The organism is Solibacillus sp. FSL K6-4121, from assembly GCF_038002585.1.
Classification (GTDB): Bacteria; Bacillota; Bacilli; order Bacillales_A; family Planococcaceae; genus Solibacillus; species Solibacillus faecavium.
The window spans coordinates 1,711,851-1,732,653 of the sequence record NZ_JBBOCS010000001.1; the positions used below are offsets into that span (position 1 = coordinate 1,711,851).

Annotated in this window: 22 protein-coding genes and 1 other annotated feature (1 of these 23 running past the window's edge); all 22 genes read left to right on the top strand. The window is 37.5% G+C overall.

Annotated elements, in window-relative coordinates; translation table 11 throughout:
- Positions 1-22 precede the first annotated feature (22 nt).
- Positions 23-973, top strand: a complete 951-nt coding sequence (gene rsmH / locus MHH95_RS08500; RefSeq protein WP_340727152.1) for a 16S rRNA (cytosine(1402)-N(4))-methyltransferase RsmH — start codon at positions 23-25, stop codon at positions 971-973.
- Between the two features lie 3 nt (positions 974-976).
- Positions 977-1,357 carry a cell division protein FtsL gene (ftsL, locus tag MHH95_RS08505; protein WP_191698502.1) on the top strand — a complete coding sequence of 127 codons (381 nt, stop codon included), beginning with the start codon at positions 977-979 and terminating at the stop codon, positions 1,355-1,357.
- Between the two features lie 38 nt (positions 1,358-1,395).
- Complete coding sequence (locus tag MHH95_RS08510) at positions 1,396-3,582, top strand: penicillin-binding protein (RefSeq protein ID WP_340727153.1); 2,187 nt, start codon at positions 1,396-1,398, stop codon at positions 3,580-3,582.
- 59 nt (positions 3,583-3,641) lie between these two features.
- Positions 3,642-5,558, top strand: coding sequence for a peptidoglycan D,D-transpeptidase FtsI family protein (locus tag MHH95_RS08515; protein WP_340727154.1), 1,917 nt, complete (start codon positions 3,642-3,644; stop codon positions 5,556-5,558).
- Positions 5,559-5,699: 141 nt separating this feature from the next.
- The gene (gene mraY / locus MHH95_RS08520) at positions 5,700-6,674 is read left to right on the top strand and encodes a phospho-N-acetylmuramoyl-pentapeptide-transferase (RefSeq protein ID WP_340727155.1); all 975 of its coding nucleotides are present in this window, start codon (positions 5,700-5,702) and stop codon (positions 6,672-6,674) included.
- Positions 6,671-8,023 (top strand): UDP-N-acetylmuramoyl-L-alanine--D-glutamate ligase, encoded by a 1,353-nt coding sequence (gene murD, locus MHH95_RS08525; protein ID WP_340727156.1) that lies wholly within the window; start codon positions 6,671-6,673, stop codon positions 8,021-8,023. The genes mraY and murD overlap by 4 nt, the downstream gene beginning before the upstream one ends.
- Before the next feature lie 45 nt (positions 8,024-8,068).
- The gene (gene ftsW / locus MHH95_RS08530; protein ID WP_445683004.1) at positions 8,069-9,124 is read left to right on the top strand and encodes a putative lipid II flippase FtsW; all 1,056 of its coding nucleotides are present in this window, start codon (positions 8,069-8,071) and stop codon (positions 9,122-9,124) included.
- A 7-nt stretch (positions 9,125-9,131) separates the two neighbouring features.
- Positions 9,132-9,983: a cell division protein FtsQ/DivIB gene (locus MHH95_RS08535; protein WP_340727320.1), complete on the top strand. Its 852-nt coding sequence runs from the start codon at positions 9,132-9,134 to the stop codon at positions 9,981-9,983.
- Positions 9,976-10,713 (top strand): DUF881 domain-containing protein, encoded by a 738-nt coding sequence (locus MHH95_RS08540; RefSeq protein ID WP_445682996.1) that lies wholly within the window; start codon positions 9,976-9,978, stop codon positions 10,711-10,713. The genes MHH95_RS08535 and MHH95_RS08540 overlap by 8 nt, the downstream gene beginning before the upstream one ends.
- A 23-nt stretch (positions 10,714-10,736) precedes the next feature.
- The gene (locus MHH95_RS08545; RefSeq protein WP_340727158.1) at positions 10,737-11,444 is read left to right on the top strand and encodes a DUF881 domain-containing protein; all 708 of its coding nucleotides are present in this window, start codon (positions 10,737-10,739) and stop codon (positions 11,442-11,444) included.
- 14 nt (positions 11,445-11,458) lie between these two features.
- Positions 11,459-11,812, top strand: a complete 354-nt coding sequence (locus MHH95_RS08550) for a small basic family protein (RefSeq protein ID WP_191698495.1) — start codon at positions 11,459-11,461, stop codon at positions 11,810-11,812.
- Positions 11,813-11,925: 113 nt separating this feature from the next.
- Complete coding sequence (ftsA, locus tag MHH95_RS08555; RefSeq protein WP_191698494.1) at positions 11,926-13,221, top strand: cell division protein FtsA; 1,296 nt, start codon at positions 11,926-11,928, stop codon at positions 13,219-13,221.
- A gap of 40 nt (positions 13,222-13,261) precedes the next feature.
- Entirely contained in the window at positions 13,262-14,419 is a 1,158-nt protein-coding gene (gene ftsZ, locus MHH95_RS08560) for a cell division protein FtsZ (protein ID WP_340727159.1), read from the top strand.
- A 185-nt stretch (positions 14,420-14,604) separates the two neighbouring features.
- Positions 14,605-15,423, top strand: a complete 819-nt coding sequence (locus tag MHH95_RS08565; RefSeq protein WP_191698492.1) for a sigma-E processing peptidase SpoIIGA — start codon at positions 14,605-14,607, stop codon at positions 15,421-15,423.
- Between the two features lie 16 nt (positions 15,424-15,439).
- Positions 15,440-16,150, top strand: coding sequence for an RNA polymerase sporulation sigma factor SigE (gene sigE, locus MHH95_RS08570; protein WP_191698491.1), 711 nt, complete (start codon positions 15,440-15,442; stop codon positions 16,148-16,150).
- A 90-nt stretch (positions 16,151-16,240) separates the two neighbouring features.
- Positions 16,241-17,011, top strand: a complete 771-nt coding sequence (sigG, locus tag MHH95_RS08575) for an RNA polymerase sporulation sigma factor SigG (protein WP_340727160.1) — start codon at positions 16,241-16,243, stop codon at positions 17,009-17,011.
- A gap of 107 nt (positions 17,012-17,118) precedes the next feature.
- Positions 17,119-17,358 (top strand): PRC-barrel domain-containing protein, encoded by a 240-nt coding sequence (locus tag MHH95_RS08580; RefSeq protein WP_191698489.1) that lies wholly within the window; start codon positions 17,119-17,121, stop codon positions 17,356-17,358.
- Positions 17,359-17,433: 75 nt separating this feature from the next.
- The gene (locus tag MHH95_RS08585; protein WP_340727161.1) at positions 17,434-18,102 is read left to right on the top strand and encodes a YggS family pyridoxal phosphate-dependent enzyme; all 669 of its coding nucleotides are present in this window, start codon (positions 17,434-17,436) and stop codon (positions 18,100-18,102) included.
- Between the two features lie 12 nt (positions 18,103-18,114).
- Positions 18,115-18,651: a cell division protein SepF gene (locus MHH95_RS08590; RefSeq protein WP_340727162.1), complete on the top strand. Its 537-nt coding sequence runs from the start codon at positions 18,115-18,117 to the stop codon at positions 18,649-18,651.
- 23 nt (positions 18,652-18,674) lie between these two features.
- A complete protein-coding gene (locus MHH95_RS08595) occupies positions 18,675-18,932 on the top strand; it encodes a YggT family protein (protein WP_340727163.1) in 258 nt (85 codons plus the stop codon).
- Between the two features lie 141 nt (positions 18,933-19,073).
- Positions 19,074-19,862, top strand: coding sequence for a YlmH family RNA-binding protein (locus MHH95_RS08600; RefSeq protein WP_340727164.1), 789 nt, complete (start codon positions 19,074-19,076; stop codon positions 19,860-19,862).
- A 95-nt stretch (positions 19,863-19,957) separates the two neighbouring features.
- Positions 19,958-20,503 carry a DivIVA domain-containing protein gene (locus MHH95_RS08605; RefSeq protein WP_340727165.1) on the top strand — a complete coding sequence of 182 codons (546 nt, stop codon included), beginning with the start codon at positions 19,958-19,960 and terminating at the stop codon, positions 20,501-20,503.
- Between the two features lie 67 nt (positions 20,504-20,570).
- Positions 20,571-20,803: a binding site (T-box leader), on the top strand (it continues 64 nt past the right edge of the window).

Genomic DNA, 20,803 nt, shown 5'->3' on the forward strand with positions numbered 1-20,803 from the left:
TAAGTAAGAGGTGCTTTAAAATATGTTCGATCATACAACTGTATTATTGAAAGAAACTGTTGATGGGTTGAACATCAATCCGGACGGTATTTATGTAGATTGCACATTAGGTGGTGCAGGACATAGTGAATACCTTGTACAGCAATTGTCAGAAAACGGCCGTTTGATCTGTTTTGATCAGGATACAATAGCCATTGAAAACGCTAAAGTACGGTTAGCCGATTATTTAGATCGTGTTATATTCGTACACTCAAATTTCCGTTACTTAAAAGAGGAATTACACAAATTGAATATACATCAAGTAGATGGAATTTTATATGATTTAGGTGTCTCATCACCACAACTTGATACACCAGAACGAGGATTTAGTTACCACCATGACGCGCCACTTGATATGCGTATGGACCAAACGGCAGAAATCAGTGCATATCATGTAGTGAATGAATGGTCATACGAAAATCTAGTTCGCATTTTTTTCCGGTATGGAGAAGAAAAGTTTTCAAAACAAGTTGCGCGTAAAATTGAACAGGCTCGTGAAATTGCACCAATTGAAACGACAGGACAATTGGTAGAGCTTATTAAAGATGGTATTCCAGCTCCAGCACGTCGAAAAGGTGGACATCCCGCAAAACGAATCTTCCAGGCGATTCGAATTGCAGTAAATGATGAGTTAGGTGCAGCAGAAGATTCATTAGTAGATGCAATCGATTTATTGAAAATTGGTGGTCGTATTAGTGTCATCACATTCCATTCATTAGAAGATCGTTTGACAAAAACTCTATTTAAAGAGGCTTCATCACTACCGGATTTACCTCATGGATTGCCGGTTATTCCGGAGCATATGAAACCTATTCTTAAATTAGTGACGAGAAAGCCGATTCTACCAACAGACGAGGAGTTAGCTGCGAATAATCGTTCACGTTCAGCAAAATTGCGCATCGCTGAAAAAATTAACGACAAAGGACGTGGGTAATAAATGGCATTAAGAGCTAGGCAAGTTTATGTTCAACAGCAGCCAGAACTACCTCAACATCAGCAGCAAGAACAAAGACAACCTGTCGTAAGAAAAAAGCCGAAATTAAAGTTTTTTTCTGTTCAGGAAAAGTTTTTGTTCGTAATCTTTACAGTCATAGTAGCATCTTTCGCTGTTTCCATATTACATACTCAAGGAGAAATCCAAACACTTAGTATGGAAATCCAATCAATTGAACGAGACATAGCAGAGGTAAATAATAATAATACTGATTTAAAAGTACAAGTAAGTGAACGCTCCACTCATCAACGTATTTGGGAAAAAGCGAAAGAACTCGGATTAACACTTAATGAGAAAAATGTGAAGGTAGTGCCGGGGGAATGAAAAAGAGAAGATTTCGTTACCAGTATGGAGCCTTTCTAATGTTTTTAATCTTTGGGGGGCTCTTTTTACTATTATATTGGCGCTTCGTTTCGATACAGGCTACAGGGGTAGTGAAAGGGCATGAGTTGGAAGCTGAAGCTTTAGCAAGGTACGAGACGGGTTATGTACTATCGGCAGACCGTGGGAAAATCCTAGATCGCAATGAAAATGTAATTGCTGAAGATACGCTAAGCTATCGACTTGTTGCCGTGATTAATGAATCTGCAACAGAAAATAAAAATAAACCTCGCCATGTTGTGGATAAGGCAGAAACAGCCAAATTGTTAGCGCAATTTATCCCGATGGATGAAGAAAAAATATTGGCCAGACTAACTCCAAAGTCTGGAACAAACACATATCAAGTTGAATTTGGACTTGCGGGGCGCGGGATCAGTCATGAAGTGAAAAAGAAAATCGAAGAACTTAAATTACCTGGGATTATTTTATATAGCGACAAAAAGCGCTATTATCCAAATGGTGCCTTCGCATCCCATCTAATCGGTTTTGCATTGCGCGAAACGGATGATAAAGGGAATTCCTCTGTCGTAGGCAAAATGGGGCTTGAATCTATTTATAATGAGCAGTTAACAGGTAAAGATGGTAAATTGTCATACCAACGAGATGCTCGTAATTATTTATTGCCAAATAGCGATAAAATTATACAGGATGCACAAGATGGTAATGACATTTATTTGACAATCGATAAAACCATTCAAAACTTTTTGGATGAGGCGATGTCCCGTGTAAATGATCAGTACAAACCCCAGTCAATGGTTGCTGTCGTTGCAAATCCTAAAACAGGAGAGATATTGGCAATGTCACAACGGCCAACATTTAACCCGGATACACGTGAAGGATTGGATGGCAACTGGCTGAACGATGTGATAGAAAACACGATTGAGCCAGGTTCTACTTTTAAAACATTTACGGTTGCAGCAGCAATCGATTCTCAAAATTGGTACCCAAATGCCACATACCAGTCGGGCCAGTATAAAGTTTATAAAGATACTATACGTGACCATAATCGGTATGGATGGGGGCCAATTTCCTATTTAGAAGGTTTCCAACGCTCATCAAATACAGCAATGACAAATTTGCTTGATATTATGGGGTGGGAAACGTACGAGAGCTATATTAAGGAATTTGGCTTCGGTCAAAAAACGGGTATTGACCTTCCAAATGAAGCAAGTGGAATTATTAACTCCCGTTATCCTTTGGAAAAATATACAACAACATTTGGACAAGGCTCTACAGTTACACCAATTCAGTTAATTCAAGGAATAACTGCAATTGCGAATAATGGTGAGATGATGCAACCATATGTCATTGATAAAATAGTAAATCCAAATACAGGTGAGATTGTAGAAGATTCGGAGCCTACAAAAAAAGGACAACCTATTTCTGAAGATACAGCAAAAAAAACAAGGGAGCTTTTAGCTTCTACAGTTTATGGGGAAGCAGGGAATGCGAAACGTTTCCAAATCGAAGGTTATAAAGTAGCCGGAAAAACGGGAACAGCGCAAATGCCTAAAGCAAGTGGTGTAGGTTATGACTGGGGGAAAAATGAATTCCTTTATTCATTTTTAGGAATGGCACCTATGGAAGACCCACAGTTAGTTATGTTTATATCCGTAGCGAAACCAAAACTTGCAGATACAGAAATCGGTTCTGATCCTGTATCCCAGGTATTTAACTCAGTTATATTAAATAGTTTGAAATACATGAATATAAATCCAACAGATGTAGCTGAAGTGCAAACGAGCAAAATTGCGGATTATATAGGACAACAAACTGACTCGGTAATGACTAAACTACAGGCAGAAGGGCTACAACCGGTAGTAATCGGTCAAGGGGGAGAAATCTCAGAACAGTTCCCAGCCTCCGATACTTCGTTAACAAAAGGAAGTATTGTATTTTTAAAAACAAATGGCGACATAACGGTACCTTCATTTGAAAGCTGGTCTTTACGTAATCTGCTTGTCTATAAATCATTGTCAAAACTGCCGATTGAAATTGTTGGTGAAGGGTATGTAGAAAGTCAGAGTATATCCCAAGGGACGGTAGTTGTTGACGATGCACCAATCGTAGTAAAGCTTAAAACACCTGAAGAGAAACATTCGACACCACCAGCAGAAGATATGGAAATGGTAGACGAAGAAATTGAAGAAGAACTTCCACAAGATTAGATAGAGTTGAATACAAACTTCATTTATAACATACGCTATTTTAGGTGAGGTGTCATAATATGAAGTGGGTAACAACGAAATCAAAAAAACGCTTAACATGGATCGCCATCGCACTAGTAGTATACGGCGTGGCGATTTTTGTTAAGTTAGTGTCCGTTCAAGTGATTCAGTACGATAAGCTTTCGACAATGGCGAAAGAGAATTGGGACCGGGAAATTCCATTCCATGCGGAGCGAGGGAAAATTACCGATCGAAACGAAGAAGTCATCGTTTCGAATGAATTAGCGCCAACGTTGTATTTCATGCCATCGCAAAATGAAGATAAAGAATATGTAGCAGATGCCATTTCCAAAGTGCTGAACAAAGATCGTGCCAAAATTTTAAAAAGATTAGAGCAACGTATTTCTTTAGTGAAAATAGCACCGGAAGCAAAAAATATTTCATATGATCAAGCAGTGGCAATCCAACAAATGCAAATTCCAGGCTTGTACAGTGGAGTTGATTATGTGAGGTCCTATCCGCATGGGAACTTATTGGCGCGTTTTTTAGGTTTTACAGGTGTTGATAATCAAGGGCTAGCAGGAATTGAATACGAATATAATGAATTATTAAAAAGCTCGAATGCAGCAATTCGATTATTTACTGATGCAAAAGGAAATACGTTAGAACATGTAGATGACGAATGGAAAAACGGTAAGGATGGAGCAACAATCCAGCTAACTATTGATTTAAAACTCCAAAAGATTGTCGAACGGGAATTGTCGCAGGCAATGGTGGAATACGATGCTGATCAGGCGCTGGCTATTGCCATGAATCCGAACAGTGGGGAAATACTGGCTCTTGCTTCTTTCCCGACGTATGATCCAACCAAGTTTTCAGAAGTGGATCCAAGTATATACAATCGTAATCTTCCAGTATTTATGTCGTATGAGCCAGGTTCAACGTTTAAAATCATTACTTTGAGTGCGGCTATTGAAGAGGGCGTTGTAGATATGGAACATGACCATTTTCATGATGCAGGCTATACAATGGTTGAAGGAGCACGTTTACGTTGCTGGAAACGTGAAGGGCATAAACACCAAACATTTTATGAAGTTGTCCAAAACTCCTGTAACCCTGGATTTGTCGAGCTTGGACAACGAATTGGCTCGGATAAATTACTCGAGTATATCCATCGATTTGGTTTCGGTAAAAAAACGGGATCCAATATTGCGGGTGAATCTTCAGGAATATTGTTTTCAAAAGAGGCATTTGGTCCTGTAGAACACGCTACTACGTCCTTTGGTCAAGGTGTTTCCGTAACGCCAATCCAACAAATGCAAGCGGTAGCAGCTGCTATCAATGGTGGCACACTGTATAAGCCGTATACGGTAGCAAAAATTTTGGATGGAAATACAAATGAAGTGATTATGGAGCAGAAACCTGAGGTGAAAGCCCAGGTAGTTAGTGAAGAAACATCGGAGAAAGTCCGTAATGCTTTAGAGCTTGTTGTAGCAAAAGGATCCGGTCGTCAAGCTTTCCGGGATGGATTACGTATTGCAGGAAAAACTGGAACTGCCCAAAAGGTTGAGAATGGACGTTATAAGGATGGAGATTATATCGTTTCTTTCATCGGTTTTGCACCTGCGAATGATCCGGAAATTATTGTTTATGTAGCGGTAGATAACCCGAAAAGTTCATTGCAGTTTGGTAGTGTAATTGCTGCACCGATTGTCGGGCGTATTATCGAAGACGCGGCACCGCTGTACAATATAGAAAAGCAAGAGAATCAAATAGAACGAAACTACGTTTGGGGCGATGAATTGACAGAGCGCATACCAAATTTTGTTGGGTTGACAAAGGAAAAGATTATACCGAATTTGTATCCTTATAGAATTCAATGGCATGGAGAAGGAAATGAAATAATCGAGCAAGTTCCACCGCCTGATAGCCAAATTCTTCAAACCGACATTGTTCATTTATATTTAGGAAATTAAATTGGATTTCAGCCTTTTAAAATTCAGCTAAAACAACTATTATAGTGAGGGTTGTTTTTTCACAATAACATATTAAATACAAACCGTTGAAAAATCAAACGATCCATCATATCCAGACAGAAGTTTTAAAGGAGATATATTATGACATTATCAACAACATTGACCATACTTTTTTCATCATTTTTATTGACGGTCATTTTAGCACCAATAGGTATACCGCTTTTACGAAGATTGAAGTTCGGGCAAAGCATACGTGAAGAAGGCCCTCAATCCCATATGAAAAAAGCTGGGACACCTACAATGGGTGGATTAATTTTCTTATTAGCCATTATAATTTCGACAATAGTTGTCGCGATAATTTTTGACTTATTTACAACACAAACGGTTGTACTATTACTTGTTTTAGTTGGATTTGGGGTAATTGGCTTTTTGGATGATGGATTAAAAGTTATTTTTAAACGTAATTTAGGATTAACTTCACTACAAAAGTTAATTGGTCAAATCGCAATTGCAATCGCAGCATTTTTACTATTACGTTTAGGATCTTTTGACACATCTGTAGGTATTCCATATACAGATATATCCATAGACCTAGGAATCTTGTATGTAGGTTTCTTAATTTTTTGGTTAGTAGGGTTTTCAAATGCAGTCAATCTAACAGATGGCTTAGACGGACTTGTATCAGGTACGGCTTCAATCGCGTTTGCAGCATTCGGTGTTATTGCACTGTTTAACGAGCAAGCCGATATTGCGCTATTTGCATTTGCTGTAACAGGTGCTCTGCTTGGATTTTTAATTTTCAATGCAAACCCGGCAAAAGTATTTATGGGAGATACAGGATCTCTTGCGCTTGGTGGTGCATTGGCAATGATTTCGGTTTTAGTAAAGCAAGAGCTGTTGTTATTATTAATCGGTCTTGTATTTGTCATCGAAACATTGTCGGTTATTTTGCAGGTAGGAAGTTATAAACTTCGTAAAAAACGTATTTTTAAAATGAGTCCTATTCATCATCACTTTGAATTATCAGGATGGTCTGAATGGAAAGTAGTTATTGTATTTTGGTCGACTGGTTGTGTCGTAGCACTTATAGCAGTTTTAGCGGAGGCGTTATTATGATGGAGTATGAAGGATTGCAATCAAAAAAAGTACTAGTGTTAGGTTTAGCAAAAAGTGGAGTTGCGGCAGCTGAGCTACTTCATCAATTAGGAGCATTTGTAACAGTAAATGATGCAAAACCATTTGATGCAAATCCCGAGGCGCAAGAGCTATTATCAAAAGGAATTACGGTGATTTGCGGACGACATCCAGAGGATTTGTTGGATGAAGGGTTTGAACTTGTCGTTAAAAATCCAGGTATTCCCTATACAAACCCGATTATTGCAGATGCTATTGAAAAGGGCTTGCCAGTCATTACAGAAATGGAACTTGCTTATTTAGTAAGTGAAGCACCTTTCATCGGTATTACGGGTTCGAATGGTAAAACGACGACAACGACTTTACTTTATGAAATGTTAAGAGCTGGTCAGTTAAAGCCATTAATTGCCGGCAATATCGGAACTGTGGCTTGTGGCGTTGCAGCAGAAGCAAGTGAGGATGAAGTTATTGTCACAGAATTATCCTCATTCCAATTAATGGGTACACGAACTTTCCGCCCACGCATTGCCATTTTAACAAATCTTTATGAAGCCCATTTAGATTATCATGGGACATTTAAGGAATATGCAGAAGCTAAATTCGGTATAACACGCAATCAAACGAGTGACGACTATTTTATTTATAATGCGGATCAGCAAATTGTTGCTGAATATGCAAGTAAGTCAAAAGCTCAACTAATACCTTTCACTACAAAAGGCCAGTCAGATCATGGCATTAGTGCAGATGAAAAAAATATTTACTGGTACGGAGAAGCGATATTAAGTCGTGAACAAATCGTTTTACCCGGTGATCATAATCTAGAAAATATATTATGTGCCGTTGCGGCCGCTAAGCTGCAAAACTGTCCTATTGAAGCGATTCAGGAAGTGCTTGCAACCTTTGCAGGTGTTCGCCACCGTACACAATTTGTACGAGAATGGCAAGGACGAAAAATTTATAATGATTCAAAGGCAACGAATGTACTGGCAACAAAAAGCGCTTTAGCTGCCTTTAACAGTCCAATTGTTTTGTTGGCCGGTGGATTGGATCGTGGGCATTCATTTGAAGAGCTTCGTAAGGAAATGACACGCGTAAAAGCAGTTGTCGCATTTGGGGAAACTGCACTTCGCTTAATTGAATTTGCAAAGTCATGTGGCATTACAAATATTGTACGTGCAATTGATGTAGAGGATGCAGTCGGTTACGGGGCAAAAATATCTGAGGAAGGTGACATCATTTTATTGTCACCTGCATGTGCAAGTTGGGATCAACATGCGAGCTTTGAAATTCGTGGCGACTTATTTATTGATCGTGTTATGAAACTTTCATAAGAAAGGATAGTTACACTGTCACAAAAGTTACAACAATATTTTTTTATAAGTTCAATCGTTTTGTCAATTATAGGGATTGTTTTTATATTTTCTGCTGGTACATATTGGGGTAATGTTCACTATACTGGACAAACCCCATTTTACCAAAAGCAGGCCATTTATTTTATTATTGCGCTATTTATTTGCATAGCAATGATGAATTGGGAATTATTAAGAAGTCAAAAAATATGGGGTATGCTCTATATTGTCTCGTTAGTGTTACTTGTTGCAGTAATGATTCCTGGTATCGGAATCGTTAGAAATGGCTCACAAAGCTGGATTGGCATAGGTCCATTAACTGTTCAACCTGCTGAAATCGCCAAAGTGACCACAATTATTTATATTAGCGCATTGTTATCACAGCGGAAATCGTATGAACGAATTGTTCAATGGAAACATTTTATGATTTTAATGATTCCATCCGCTCTTATTATGCTACAACCAGATTTTGGTGCTGTATTCATTTTAGTCGTCGTCGTTTTAATTGTATTTTTTATTGCTCAATATCCGATACGCCTATATGTCATTCTAATAAGTCTAGGAATGGCTGGATTGGTCGGGTTAATCATTGCCGCCCCATACCGGCTAAAACGTATTGAAGCATTTATCAATCCATGGGCCGATCCTTTGGGCAGTGGATTCCAGGCAGTACAATCCTTATTTGCAATAGGTCCCGCAGGATTATTTGGACATGGCTTATTAAAAAGCAGACAAAAGTATTTATATTTACCAGAACCGCAGAATGATTTTATTTTCGCAATTATTTTAGAGGAAATCGGACTTGTTGGTGGGATGGGACTACTGCTTATTTTTGCGTGCTTTTTAGTATTTGGTTATCGATTGGCTTTACAGTGTGATCATGTTTTTCACTTTTATGCAATATGCGGATTAACAACGATGATTGCTGTGCAGGCAGGTCTTAATATCGGTGTTGTCATAAATTTATTACCTGTAACGGGAGTAACATTGCCATTTATAAGCTATGGGGGAACTTCGTTAGTCGTAATATGGGTCACCGTAGCGCTCATTTTGAATCTTTCAAATGATAAAAGAAAGGAGTAAACAGATGATGGAAAAGATAATCGATATTACAGAGCGTGTACCTACAATGAAAAAACGTAGAAGACGCCGTACAAATTTAAAATTTCTTGCATTAGTTACGGTATTTCTTTTCGTCATCATGATACTTCTTTATTTTCAATTACCTTATAGTGATATTAAAAAAATCAATATAAAGGGTGCACAGCTTAAAGAAGACACATTTTATATTGAACAGACGAATTTAAATATCGATGATTCCTTATGGGGATTTAAAATTCCAGATGTGCAGCAAAAGATTGCTCAGCATGAATGGGTGAAGTCTGTAGAGGTACGACGGAAGTTTTTAAATGAAGTTGAAATCACTGTCGAGGAATGGCAAAAAGTAGCCTATATATCAAAGGATGGGGAATTTTACCCCATGCTTGATAATGGGGTTGTTTTTAATGAACCCAATGCAATTGTTCCAATCGATGCGCCAATTTTTTTGAAATTTGAAGATGAGTCTTTACGGAAAAAGCTATTAAAGGAGCTTGCAAAATTGAAGCCTGAGGTATTGTCACTTATATCTCAAATCAATGCAAACCCTTCCGAAGCCGATCCCTATTCGATAACGCTTTATATGAATGATGGTTATGAAGTTCGGGCAGATGCGAATACTCTAGCCGAAAAGCTCAATTACTATCCGTCAATCGTTGCCCAAATCGAAAATGAGGAAGTATTTGAAAAAGGGGTTGTAGATATTGAAGTTGGTTCTTACTACAGACCTTTTTCAGATGAATATTCTTTAGTTGACAAAGATTCAGAAAACCTGGATCTAAATGATGAAGGCAGTGCTGAGACCGAAGAAGGGGGGCAACTGGAAGTAGAAAATGATGAATAACGAAAACAACAACAGAAAACAACCTAAGAAAAAGTCATTATTGTTGTCTCGTAAATATATTGCTTTACTAATAGTATGTATAATAACCGGTTTTATAATCGGTTTTTCTTATAATTTATCAAAGGACAAGCGTACGTTAAGTTCTGCCTCTCCACAATTTGAGCAAGAAAATCAATATAGGGAAGATTTAATTGCAAAAAAGGAACGCAACAAAGAGTTGGCAGAGGAACTCGCGCAATTGGAAGATAAAATTCGTGCATATGAAAAGCAATTTTCCTCTAATGAGGCTCAATATGAACAAAATCGACAGGATGCAGAACAATTACGATTATTATTAGGATTATCGGCTGGAGTAGGACAAGGCATTAAAGTTACGCTACGAGATGGTGATTATAATTCCAATACAACGAATCCAAATGAGTATATTGTTCACGAAAGTCACATATTTAAATTATTAAATGAACTGAAAATTGCTGGGGCTGAGGCCATATCAATAAACGGACAGCGGTTAAAACCGAATTCGTATATTATTTGTAACGGACCAGTTATTACGGTTGATGGGCAACAGTATCCAGCACCATTTGTAGTAGAAGCAGTAGGTAACCAAGAGGTGTTAGTCTCCTCATTGGAATTGTCAGGTGGGGTATTTGACCAGTTGATCAATGAACAGATTGTCGTGACTGTAGAAAAAAGCGACTTAATAGAAATGAAAACTATCAGCGATGAGTAAGGCATAATATCGGAGGGAAGATGATGACGAAAAAAATGTACCGTAATATTACGATGATCTCGTTCATCATTGGCTTTATGCTGGCGGTGCAATACAACACTGTTCAAAGCCCGGCTGAACGTAACACAGTAGATATATGGGAAATACGTCAACAACTTTCAGTGGAACAGGAGCGGCATTCAGAGCTTCTGACAGCAATTAGCGACCTGTCTGAAACAGTAAGTAAATATGAAGATGCGGAATTTAATAATCCTGAAATTCTGTTAGAACAAACAGTAAATAATTTAAAAGAACGTGCAGGTATTTTACCAATAAGCGGACCAGGTTTGACATTGAGCATCGAACCTTCACAGGAGCTAATGGACTTTGGTTATGAAATCAAGCCTGTATCCCCTGAATTATTAATTCGCCTTGTTAACGATTTATACCGCAGTAATGCACATGCAATTGAAATTGATGACAAAAGGTTGACATATAATACCGCCATTCGTGATATTAACGGACATACAACTATAAATAGTGAGCCAATAGGGGAAACTAATATAGAAATAAATGTGATAACACCTACTTATGAGCAAGCTGAAAAGTTAAAGAATCATTTATTGGCTTCTTCATTTCAGGATGAATTCTATATCGACAATCTTGTATTGACAATTCATGAAGCAGAAAAAAATGTACGAATAAACTCAGTCGTAACCGTACAAAAAAGTAATTATTTAACTGAGAAATAGAAGGGGATGCGAATATGTGGTTACCACTTTTAGGACTTATATTTGGTGTGGTATTGGGTATTTTAACAGATATTCAAATTCCATCTGTCTATGAAAACTATTTATCAATTGCTGTACTAGCTGCTCTCGATACAATGGTCGGCGGAATTCGCGCACAACTACAACAAGTATATGACGATAAAGTATTTATTTCAGGGTTTTTCTTTAATATAATTTTAGCAGCAGGATTGGCTTTTTTAGGAGTTCATATAGGTGTAGATTTGTATTTAGCTGCAATTTTTGCCTTTGGAGTACGACTATTTCAGAATATTGCAGTAATTCGTAGGCTGATTTTGACAAAATTTGAAAATAGAAAACATAATAAGTAGGAAAACTCATAACAATCACGTTAAAATATCATTACAATTTATCGTTTTACTTAGACAATCATGTAAATTTACAATAGAATAAACTATAGGAGTAATCGAAGGAGGTGCAGAAGTTGAATCATCAAGAAATATATGTCTCGCTCGATATTGGATCCTCTTCTATAAAGGTCCTAATCGGAGAAATGAACGATGATCAATTGCACGTAATTGGTGTAGGTCATGTGAAATCAACTGGTATAAGAAAAGGTGCAATTGTTGATATAGATGCAACTGTACAATCGATAAAAAAAGCTGTGGACCAAGCAGAACGAATGACTGGTATAAAAATAGAGGAAGTAGTGCTCGGTGTACCAGCAAATCAAACTATCTTACAGCCTGTAAAGGGAGTAGTGGCGGTAAATGGTGAAGACCGTGAAATTACGGATGATGATTTGGCACGGGTAATTGACTCTGCACAAGTTATGTCGATTCCACCAGAGCGAGAGCTAGTAAACTTAATTCCTAAACAATTTATAGTAGATAACTTGGATGAAATTAAGGACCCACGCGGAATGATTGGTATTCGCTTAGAGATGGATGCAACGATGATTACAACCTCAAAGACGCTTGTACATAATGTATTAAGATGTGTAGAACGTGCAGGTTTGCAAATTCGTGAAATTTATTTACAACCATTGGCAGCAGGTAACTTTGCGCTGACGGAAGACGAAAAAAACCAAGGGACGGCTTATATAGATTTAGGTGGTGGCTCCACAACGGTTGCTGTATTCCAGGATGGTTTACTGAAGAATACGGCAGTTATACCGGTCGGTGGAGATCATATTACAAAAGATTTATCGATTGTACTAAAAACACCTACTGAACAAGCTGAAAAAATTAAAAAGCAGTATGGACATGCTTTTTATGATGATGCTTCCGATGAGCAACTATTTGATGTACCTGTTGTTGGAACAGATACAACAGATCAATATAGCCAACGCTATATCTCGGAAATTATCGGTGTACGTTTAGAAGAGTTATTTGAATTAGTTTTAGATGAATTAGCTCGAATGGGTGTACAGGATTTACCTGGTGGTATAGTAATTTCTGGTGGAGTAGCACAGCTGGAGGGCATTGCCCAACTGGCACGTCAAATTATGTTGACGCGAGTTCGTATTTATACACCTGATTATATCGGTGTTCGTGAACCGGCCTTTACAACTTCGGTTGGTTTAATACGATACGCAAATGCAGAAGACGACTTTTACGGAAGAAGTGAGCCGGTAGACCCTTCTTCATATGTAGCACCTTATCCTACTCAATCAACTCCTTCTAAAAAACAAGCAAATGGGCCGGAGAGAGTAGAAAGCGCAAATAAAGTAAGTGTGATTGATCGCGCAAAAAACCTATTAAACAAATTTTTCGATTAATACGAAAATGAATGACGTGAACAATTAGGAGGAGAAGTGTATGTTAGAATTCGAAACGGATATGGACCAATTAGCCGTTATTAAAGTAATCGGCGTTGGTGGGGGCGGTAACAATGCTGTCAACCGCATGATAGAACATGGTGTACAAGGTGTAGATTTTATTGCTGTTAATACAGATGCACAAGCTTTAAATCTATCAAAAGCTGAATATAAATTACAGATTGGCGGAAAGTTAACGCGAGGACTTGGCGCAGGTGCCAATCCTGAAGTAGGGAAAAAAGCCGCTGAAGAAAGCCGTGAGCAGCTGGAAGAAGTATTACGCGGAGCAGATATGGTATTCGTAACTGCTGGAATGGGTGGAGGTACAGGTACAGGTGCAGCGCCGGTAATCGCTTCTATTGCACGTGATTTAGGTGCATTAACAGTAGGTGTTGTAACACGTCCATTCACATTTGAAGGCCGTAAACGTCAAACTCAGGCAATTGGCGGGATTACTTCGATGAAGGAAGCCGTTGATACATTAATCGTTATACCAAATGATAAATTATTACAAATTGTTGATAAATCAACACCGATGCTGGAAGCTTTCCGTGAGGCAGATAATGTATTGCGTCAAGGTGTACAAGGTATTTCGGATTTAATCGCTACACCTGGTTTAATCAACCTGGACTTTGCTGACGTAAAAACAATCATGTCTGATAAAGGTTCAGCATTGATGGGTATTGGTATTGCTGCAGGTGAAAACCGTGCAGTAGAAGCAGCGAAAAAGGCTATTTCTTCTCCATTGCTTGAAACATCGATCGATGGGGCAAAAGGTGTTATTATGAACATCACAGGTGGAACGAACTTAAGTTTATTTGAAGTTCAGGAAGCAGCAGATATCGTACAATTAGCTTCAGATGAAGAGGTTAATATGATTTTCGGTTCTGTTATTAATGACAACTTAAATGATGAAATAATTGTTACTGTAATCGCAACAGGGTTCTCTGACGACTTTATTGTCCAAAAACCACAGCCTGTGCGTCCGTCAATTGGAGCGCGCCAACAAGCTGCGACACAACAGCAACCTTCACGTATGCAAGAACCGGTACAACAGGAAGCGCCGCGTCAACAGCAGCAACAACAACAGCAATCAAACTATCAACAGGATGATGCGCTGGATATTCCGACGTTTTTACGTAATCGTCGCAATCGCTAATTATCAATCCAATATACAATATAAAAGCTAGTTTAACGTTTCGAAATGGAAACGTTAAGCTGGCTTTTTTTGTCGAATGCTTTTGAATGAAGTAATACTATGTCATACGATTATTGGGTTTTACTGCAACGGTTAGACAAAAATCTCGCATTTGCTTTGATAATCTTGTTTTAGGAGGACAATACATGTATGCAGAATGGATTCTTTTAATGAACTTTTTAATGAATCTCGTATTACTAAAATTTACAGCAACTATGACTAACGCCATCATTCCAATTTGGAGATTAATTTTAGCAGCCTTTTGTAGTGCGATGATTGCTGTGTTATTTATGGGAAACATCTTTATGTTACTTGTAAGTTTCATCTTACTATTAGGTATTGCTTTTTCATTTAAATGGAAAATATTTTATGAGCAAGGCAAGTGGATATTGATTGCTACTTTGCTCGCTGGTGGATTATTAACAGCATTACAGCCATTTTTGCTTGCATCTCCATTTTTCGCATATATTTTTATATGTTTCGGCATAGTATGTATTAGTTTGACAGTAATGAGAAAAGGCTGGTTTCAAAAATTGCAGCAAGTTGCACAAAGTCGTTATGTGACAACTAGTAAAGTTGAATTACTGGATATGCAATTAGAGCTATTAACGTATATCGATACTGGGAATGAATGCACGGAACCTTTTAGCCAAGCACCCGTACATTTTATTTCATTTAAAACCGTTCAATCTATGTTATCCGAGGAATTTAACAAATGTTTGCTTGCATGGAACGAACAGGAGCCTTACTCATTGACAATGTTTTCAAAGGAAGTACAAAAACGAATACGTATAGTTCCGATTACCACGGTACAAAAAGGCACAGTACTTGTACCAGCTTTTCGTGCCTCGATTAGTGTTGGCGATAAAGCGTATTCAAACCACTATGTTGTTTTTACGAAAAATGATGCGCGCTTTCCGCAAAATGCCCAAATGATTGCACATGTGTTTGTCCTAACGAATTAATAAGGGAGGATCGATATTGCTTAAAAAAATTCAATCGATAATTTTAAACATACTGAGCTACTTTAGAAGAAAAAAAGGGACATACTATATAGGGGGACATGATTCATTGCCTATTCCATTAACTAGAGAAGAAGAAGTTGTCGTAGTCGAAGCCTTTATGAATGGTGACTTGCATGCCAGAGATATGTTAATTGAAAGAAATTTACGTTTAGTCGTTTATATTGCAAGACGTTTTGATAATACAAGCACACCGATAGAGGATTTAATTAGCATAGGTTCAATTGGGCTTATTAAGGCAATTGAAACATTTAATTTAGATAAAAATATAAAATTAGCCACATACGCATCACGCTGTATTGAAAATGAAATTTTAATGCATCTACGTAAGACGAGCCGTATGAAAGGGGAAGTTTCCTTTGATGAGCCGTTAAATGCCGATGCAGATGGCAATGAATTACTGCTGTCAGACATACTAGGTACAGAGGAACATATTATTACATTAGATGTAGAACGTAAAATCGAACGTCAGCATATGTTCAATGCCATTAATCAACTAACACCAAGAGAAAAATACATTATGGAATGCCGTTTTGGATTAAACGGGAAGGACGAAATGACGCAAAAGGAAGTAGCAGATCATTTAGGCATATCGCAATCATATATCTCTAGATTAGAGAAAAAAATCATTTTAGATTTACGGGAATATTTAAACGAACCAATTGCATAAGATGGTTAATTTTGGCGCGCATAGCAATGGACAATTCGGACAAAATGATTGAAAAGACAAAAGACAATCAAGTTCGGAAGGTGAAGTTGTATGCGTACAAAAGTGGAACTATGTGGTGTAGATACATCAACATTACCAGTACTAAAGCCAGATGAAATGAAGGATTTATTTATCCGATTACAGCAAGGGGAATTGGTTGTTCGTGAGCAATTGGTATTTTGCAATCTACGGTTAGTGCTCAGCATTGTCGGTCGCTATGCATATCGTGGTGAACAGGCGGATGATTTATTTCAGGTAGGTTGCATTGGCTTAATGAAAGCAATTGATAATTTTGATTTAAAGCATAATGTCCGATTTTCGACATATGCTGTACCGATGATTATGGGAGAGATTCGCCGTCATTTAAGGGATCACCATGCATTGCGTGTTTCCAGATCACTGCGCGATATTGCATACAAAGCGATGAAAGCGAAGGAGCAATTTATTGCAGAAAATTTAACAGAGCCAACTATTGAGCAATTAGCTCAGGCTATTGAGATGAAAAAAGAAGATGTTCTATTTGCACTGGATGCAATTCAGGACCCGATGTCATTGCAGGAGCCGATTTATTCTGATGGTGGTGATGCTATATTTATGATTGATCAGATCAAAGATAAAGTGACAGAGGAACATTGGGTCGGTTCAATCTCACTGCAAGAAAGCATGAAAAAATTAAATAGTAGACAAAAAATGATTATAGAAAAACGCTTTTTCTTAGGTGAAACACAAACTGAAATTGCCCAATCATTAGGTATTTCACAGGCTCAGATTTCAAGATTGGAAAAAAGTGCAGTAGAAATGATGAAACGTGATTTTCGTTAAATAGATAGAAATGATGAGGGACTGTCCAACTTGTAGGGCTGTCCTTTTATTCTATATTCACATACTTATTCGAAATGAAATTTAAATTTCAAAGAGAGGATGGAGGAATGCGTTTTTCAACCGTTCAGGAGAAGGAAATTATTGAAGCGACAAGTGGGAAGTTTATAGGTTATATTGTGGACGCAGAAGTAGATGAAAAGGAAGGGGTAATCACGGCCTTTATAATATCTCCTCCAAAAAAGTTTTACCATTTATTTCAAGGGGAAGAGTTAGTAAAGAAGATTGCTTTTAGTCATATACTCACAGTTGGAAAAGATGTTATATTAGTGAAATCATACGATGATTAGTTCACCCTATTCATTGAAAATTCCAGTGTGCCTTGATACAATGTAAGAAACTATTGTTGTAAAGTTGGGAAAAAAGTGGCGAAAATCGAAGAAAATCTATTAAATATTCAAAAACAAATAGTAAACGCTAAACAACGAGCAAATACAGATCAAGCAGTAAACATTATCGCAGTGACAAAAGAAGTAGATATCGCTCGTACTAAAGAGGCTATAGAAGCCGGGCTAACAAACTTGGGAGAAAATCGCCCTGAAGGCTTAATGAATAAATTACAATCAATAAATTCAAATGTCTCCTGGCATTATATTGGCTCCCTGCAGACGAGAAAAGTAAAACAAGTCATTAATGATATCGACTATTTACATTCACTTGATCGTTTAAGCTTAGCTGAGGAAATTGAAAAAAGAGCTACAAAAGCTGTGAAATGTTTTATACAAGTGAATGTTTCGGGAGAAGAATCGAAACATGGCTTAACGAAGCAGCAAGCGCTGGATTTTGTGAAGCAACTTGAGCAATTTTCAAAGATTATAGTAGTGGGTTTAATGACAATGGCTCCTTTTACAGAAGATGAAACCGTTATAAGACAAGTGTTTAAACAGTTAAAACAATTGCAACAGGAAATGTCACAATTGAACATACCAAATGTACCTTGTACTGAATTATCGATGGGCATGTCAAATGACTACGAAATTGCAGTTGAAGAAGGGGCGACATTTGTTAGGATTGGAACAGCTCTTGTTGGTTAAGGAGGGTTTAATGTGAGCATTAAAAACATTTTTGATAAATTCTTCTATTTAGAAGAATTGGAAGAAGAATATGATCAAGCTCAAACGCAAACATCGCAAAAACAAGCACCAAAAGCTGTACACAGTGATTCACAGCAGTATTACCAGGATTCAGGGCACAAGCAACAACCACAACTCATTCAAAATCGAATGAAAAAGGAGCGTAAAATGCAACAGCAACCACCACGCAATGAAGTTGTTACGCAAAATCATAACAATGTTGTGAGCTTACAGGCTGCATCGTCATCAAAAAATTCAAAACTTGTTTTAATAGAGCCTAGAGTATATGCTGAAGCGCAGGATATCGCGGAACATTTAAAAAACAAGCGCGCTACCGTAGTTAATTTACAACGAATCGATCGTGACCAAGGGAAACGAATTATCGATTTTTTAAGCGGAACAGTGTATGCTTTAGGTGGAGATATTCAACGTATTGGAAATGATATTTTCTTATGTACACCAGAAAATGTAGAAGTATCAGGAGAAATTTCTAATTTAACGTTTGAGTAATTAAATTTTGTGAGGTAAAAAATATGATTTTTCAATTAGTATCAACAGCATTTCTAGTATATCGATTTATGCTGATTGGTTACATATTAATGTCTTGGATTCCGGCTTTACAAGAATCAGCAGTTGGTCGTTTCCTTGAAACAGTATGTGAACCTTATTTAGGTTTTTTCCGTAAATTTATTCCGCCGATTGGTATGATCGATATTTCACCAATTGTAGGTTTATTTGCATTAGTATTTATTGAGCGTGGCGTTTATAGCGTACTAGCATTTTTCTTATAATATAGTTGCAAGAACTCCTGCCAATGTAGGAGTTTTCTTTATTTTAATAAAGAAATATAGAATTAATGTTTTACGAGAAGTTTATTTTAAAAGAAAAGTGGAAAAAATAGAAAGACATTCTATAAGAAAGTAGGCATGGTGATGGAGCATTTAATACAACATTTCCGGAAAGATGAGCAGCCATTTATTGAGCAAGTAATCGGTTGGCAACGTGAAGTAGAGGATCGTTACGCCCCAAAGCTGACTGATTTTTTAGATCCGCGCCAACGATTTATAGTTCAATCCATCATTCAGCAATCGGAAGATCTTCAAGTGTTTACAGAAGGAGTTTTTGAAGATGCAGAGCGCAAGCGAATGCTGATTGCGCCTTCCTATTTACAACCGGAAGAATCAGATTTTCAAATAGAAGTTTATTCGTTAAGTTATCCATCAAAATTTGTGCAGCTCCGCCATCCGGATGTATTAGGTGCACTTTTGTCCATTGGCTTGGATCGTGGAAAGTTTGGGGATATACGACTTAGTGAAAATACAGTTCAATTTGCATTGGCGACAGAAATAGCAGATTATGTGAGAGCGAATTTATCGGGAATTGGCAAAGTAAAGGTGCATGCTGAAGTTTTAAACCCGGATACGCCATATATTCTAAATGAGGAACAATGGAGTGAAAGTTCACATACAGTGTCTTCAATGCGTTTAGATGTAGTACTTGCAACAATTACAAATATTTCACGTCAAAAGTCGCAAAGTTTAATTCAGGCCGGCAAAGTGAAAGTAAATTGGACAGTGCGTGAAGCGGTCGCCTTCGAATTACAAGAAGGGGATATTATTTCTGCGCGCGGCTATGGACGCATGAAAGTCATTATGACAGAAGGGCGAACGAAAAAAGATAAAATACGTTTGCAAGTAGGACGTTTAGAGCAAAAAGTATAAATTTTCATCTGTTTTTGGGGAAATATGATGTTATTCATTAGAGAAACGATTATAATACTCTTAAGAACATACGTAAAAAAGGAGAGTAGAACGATATGCCATTATCCCCTCTTGATATACATAATAAAGAATTTACGCGTGGATTCCGTGGATACGCTGAAGACGAAGTAAATGAGTTTTTAGATCAGATTATTAAAGACTATGAAATTATTTTGCGTGAGAAAAAGGATCTGGAAGAGAAAGTGAAAATGATGTCTACTCAAATGAATCATTATAATTCTTTGGAAGAAACATTACAAAAGTCGATTATCGTTGCACAGGAAGCTGCGGGTGAAGTACGTCGCAACTCAGAAAAAGAGGCAAAATTAATCGTCAAAGAAGCCGAGAAAAATGCAGATCGTATTGTAAATGATGCCTTAACAAAAGCACGAAAAATTGCAATTGAAATTGACGAATTAAAAAAGCAATCTAAAGTTTTCCGTAATCGTTTTAAAATGCTGGTAGAAGCTCAACTAGATTTGTTAAATACGGATGATTGGGATCGTTTGTTAGAATATGATGTCGATTTAACGGAAATACAGGATAATAATCGTCATGAGACTAATGAAGATAGTCAAAATGATGAAAATGCGGTCTATTAATAGTGGGGGCTTGACATTTCATCTAGCCTTTTCATATACTGAAAAATAATGAATAGGATGCATAATGCATCATGCGTTGACGGAGACAGTAAATTTAACATTGTGGTTTAGCGATTCGAGGACGGTGAGAGCTCGAACGAAGCAGGTTAAAATGAAAATCACTCCTGAGCTAAATAGCTGAAATTACAACTTTATGAAGCAGGCGTCCAAGACACCTCCGAAATAAAGAAATTCCTCTGGCAAAAGCTAAAGTGTAATTGTTAAGTAAGCTATTTCGTAGAACACGACGTTACAGTGTCT

Bases quoted from the DNA above. Each gene is read 5' to 3' on its own strand.
- MHH95_RS08605 (WP_340727165.1), top strand. From the start codon at position 19,958: ATGCCATTATCCCCTCTTGATATACATAATAAAGAATTTACGCGTGGA.
- MHH95_RS08600 (WP_340727164.1), top strand. From the start codon at position 19,074: ATGGAGCATTTAATACAACATTTCCGGAAAGATGAGCAGCCATTTATT.
- MHH95_RS08550 (WP_191698495.1), top strand. From the start codon at position 11,459: ATGTGGTTACCACTTTTAGGACTTATATTTGGTGTGGTATTGGGTATT.
- MHH95_RS08510 (WP_340727153.1), top strand. From the start codon at position 1,396: ATGTTTTTAATCTTTGGGGGGCTCTTTTTACTATTATATTGGCGCTTC.
- MHH95_RS08580 (WP_191698489.1), top strand. From the start codon at position 17,119: ATGCGTTTTTCAACCGTTCAGGAGAAGGAAATTATTGAAGCGACAAGT.
- MHH95_RS08545 (WP_340727158.1), top strand. From the start codon at position 10,737: ATGACGAAAAAAATGTACCGTAATATTACGATGATCTCGTTCATCATT.
- ftsL (WP_191698502.1), top strand. From the start codon at position 977: ATGGCATTAAGAGCTAGGCAAGTTTATGTTCAACAGCAGCCAGAACTA.
- sigG (WP_340727160.1), top strand. From the start codon at position 16,241: ATGCGTACAAAAGTGGAACTATGTGGTGTAGATACATCAACATTACCA.
- MHH95_RS08595 (WP_340727163.1), top strand. From the start codon at position 18,675: ATGATTTTTCAATTAGTATCAACAGCATTTCTAGTATATCGATTTATG.
- rsmH (WP_340727152.1), top strand. From the start codon at position 23: ATGTTCGATCATACAACTGTATTATTGAAAGAAACTGTTGATGGGTTG.
- ftsZ (WP_340727159.1), top strand. From the start codon at position 13,262: ATGTTAGAATTCGAAACGGATATGGACCAATTAGCCGTTATTAAAGTA.
- MHH95_RS08515 (WP_340727154.1), top strand. From the start codon at position 3,642: ATGAAGTGGGTAACAACGAAATCAAAAAAACGCTTAACATGGATCGCC.
- murD (WP_340727156.1), top strand. From the start codon at position 6,671: ATGATGGAGTATGAAGGATTGCAATCAAAAAAAGTACTAGTGTTAGGT.
- MHH95_RS08535 (WP_340727320.1), top strand. From the start codon at position 9,132: ATGGAAAAGATAATCGATATTACAGAGCGTGTACCTACAATGAAAAAA.
- MHH95_RS08540 (WP_445682996.1), top strand. From the start codon at position 9,976: ATGAATAACGAAAACAACAACAGAAAACAACCTAAGAAAAAGTCATTA.
- mraY (WP_340727155.1), top strand. From the start codon at position 5,700: ATGACATTATCAACAACATTGACCATACTTTTTTCATCATTTTTATTG.
- MHH95_RS08565 (WP_191698492.1), top strand. From the start codon at position 14,605: ATGTATGCAGAATGGATTCTTTTAATGAACTTTTTAATGAATCTCGTA.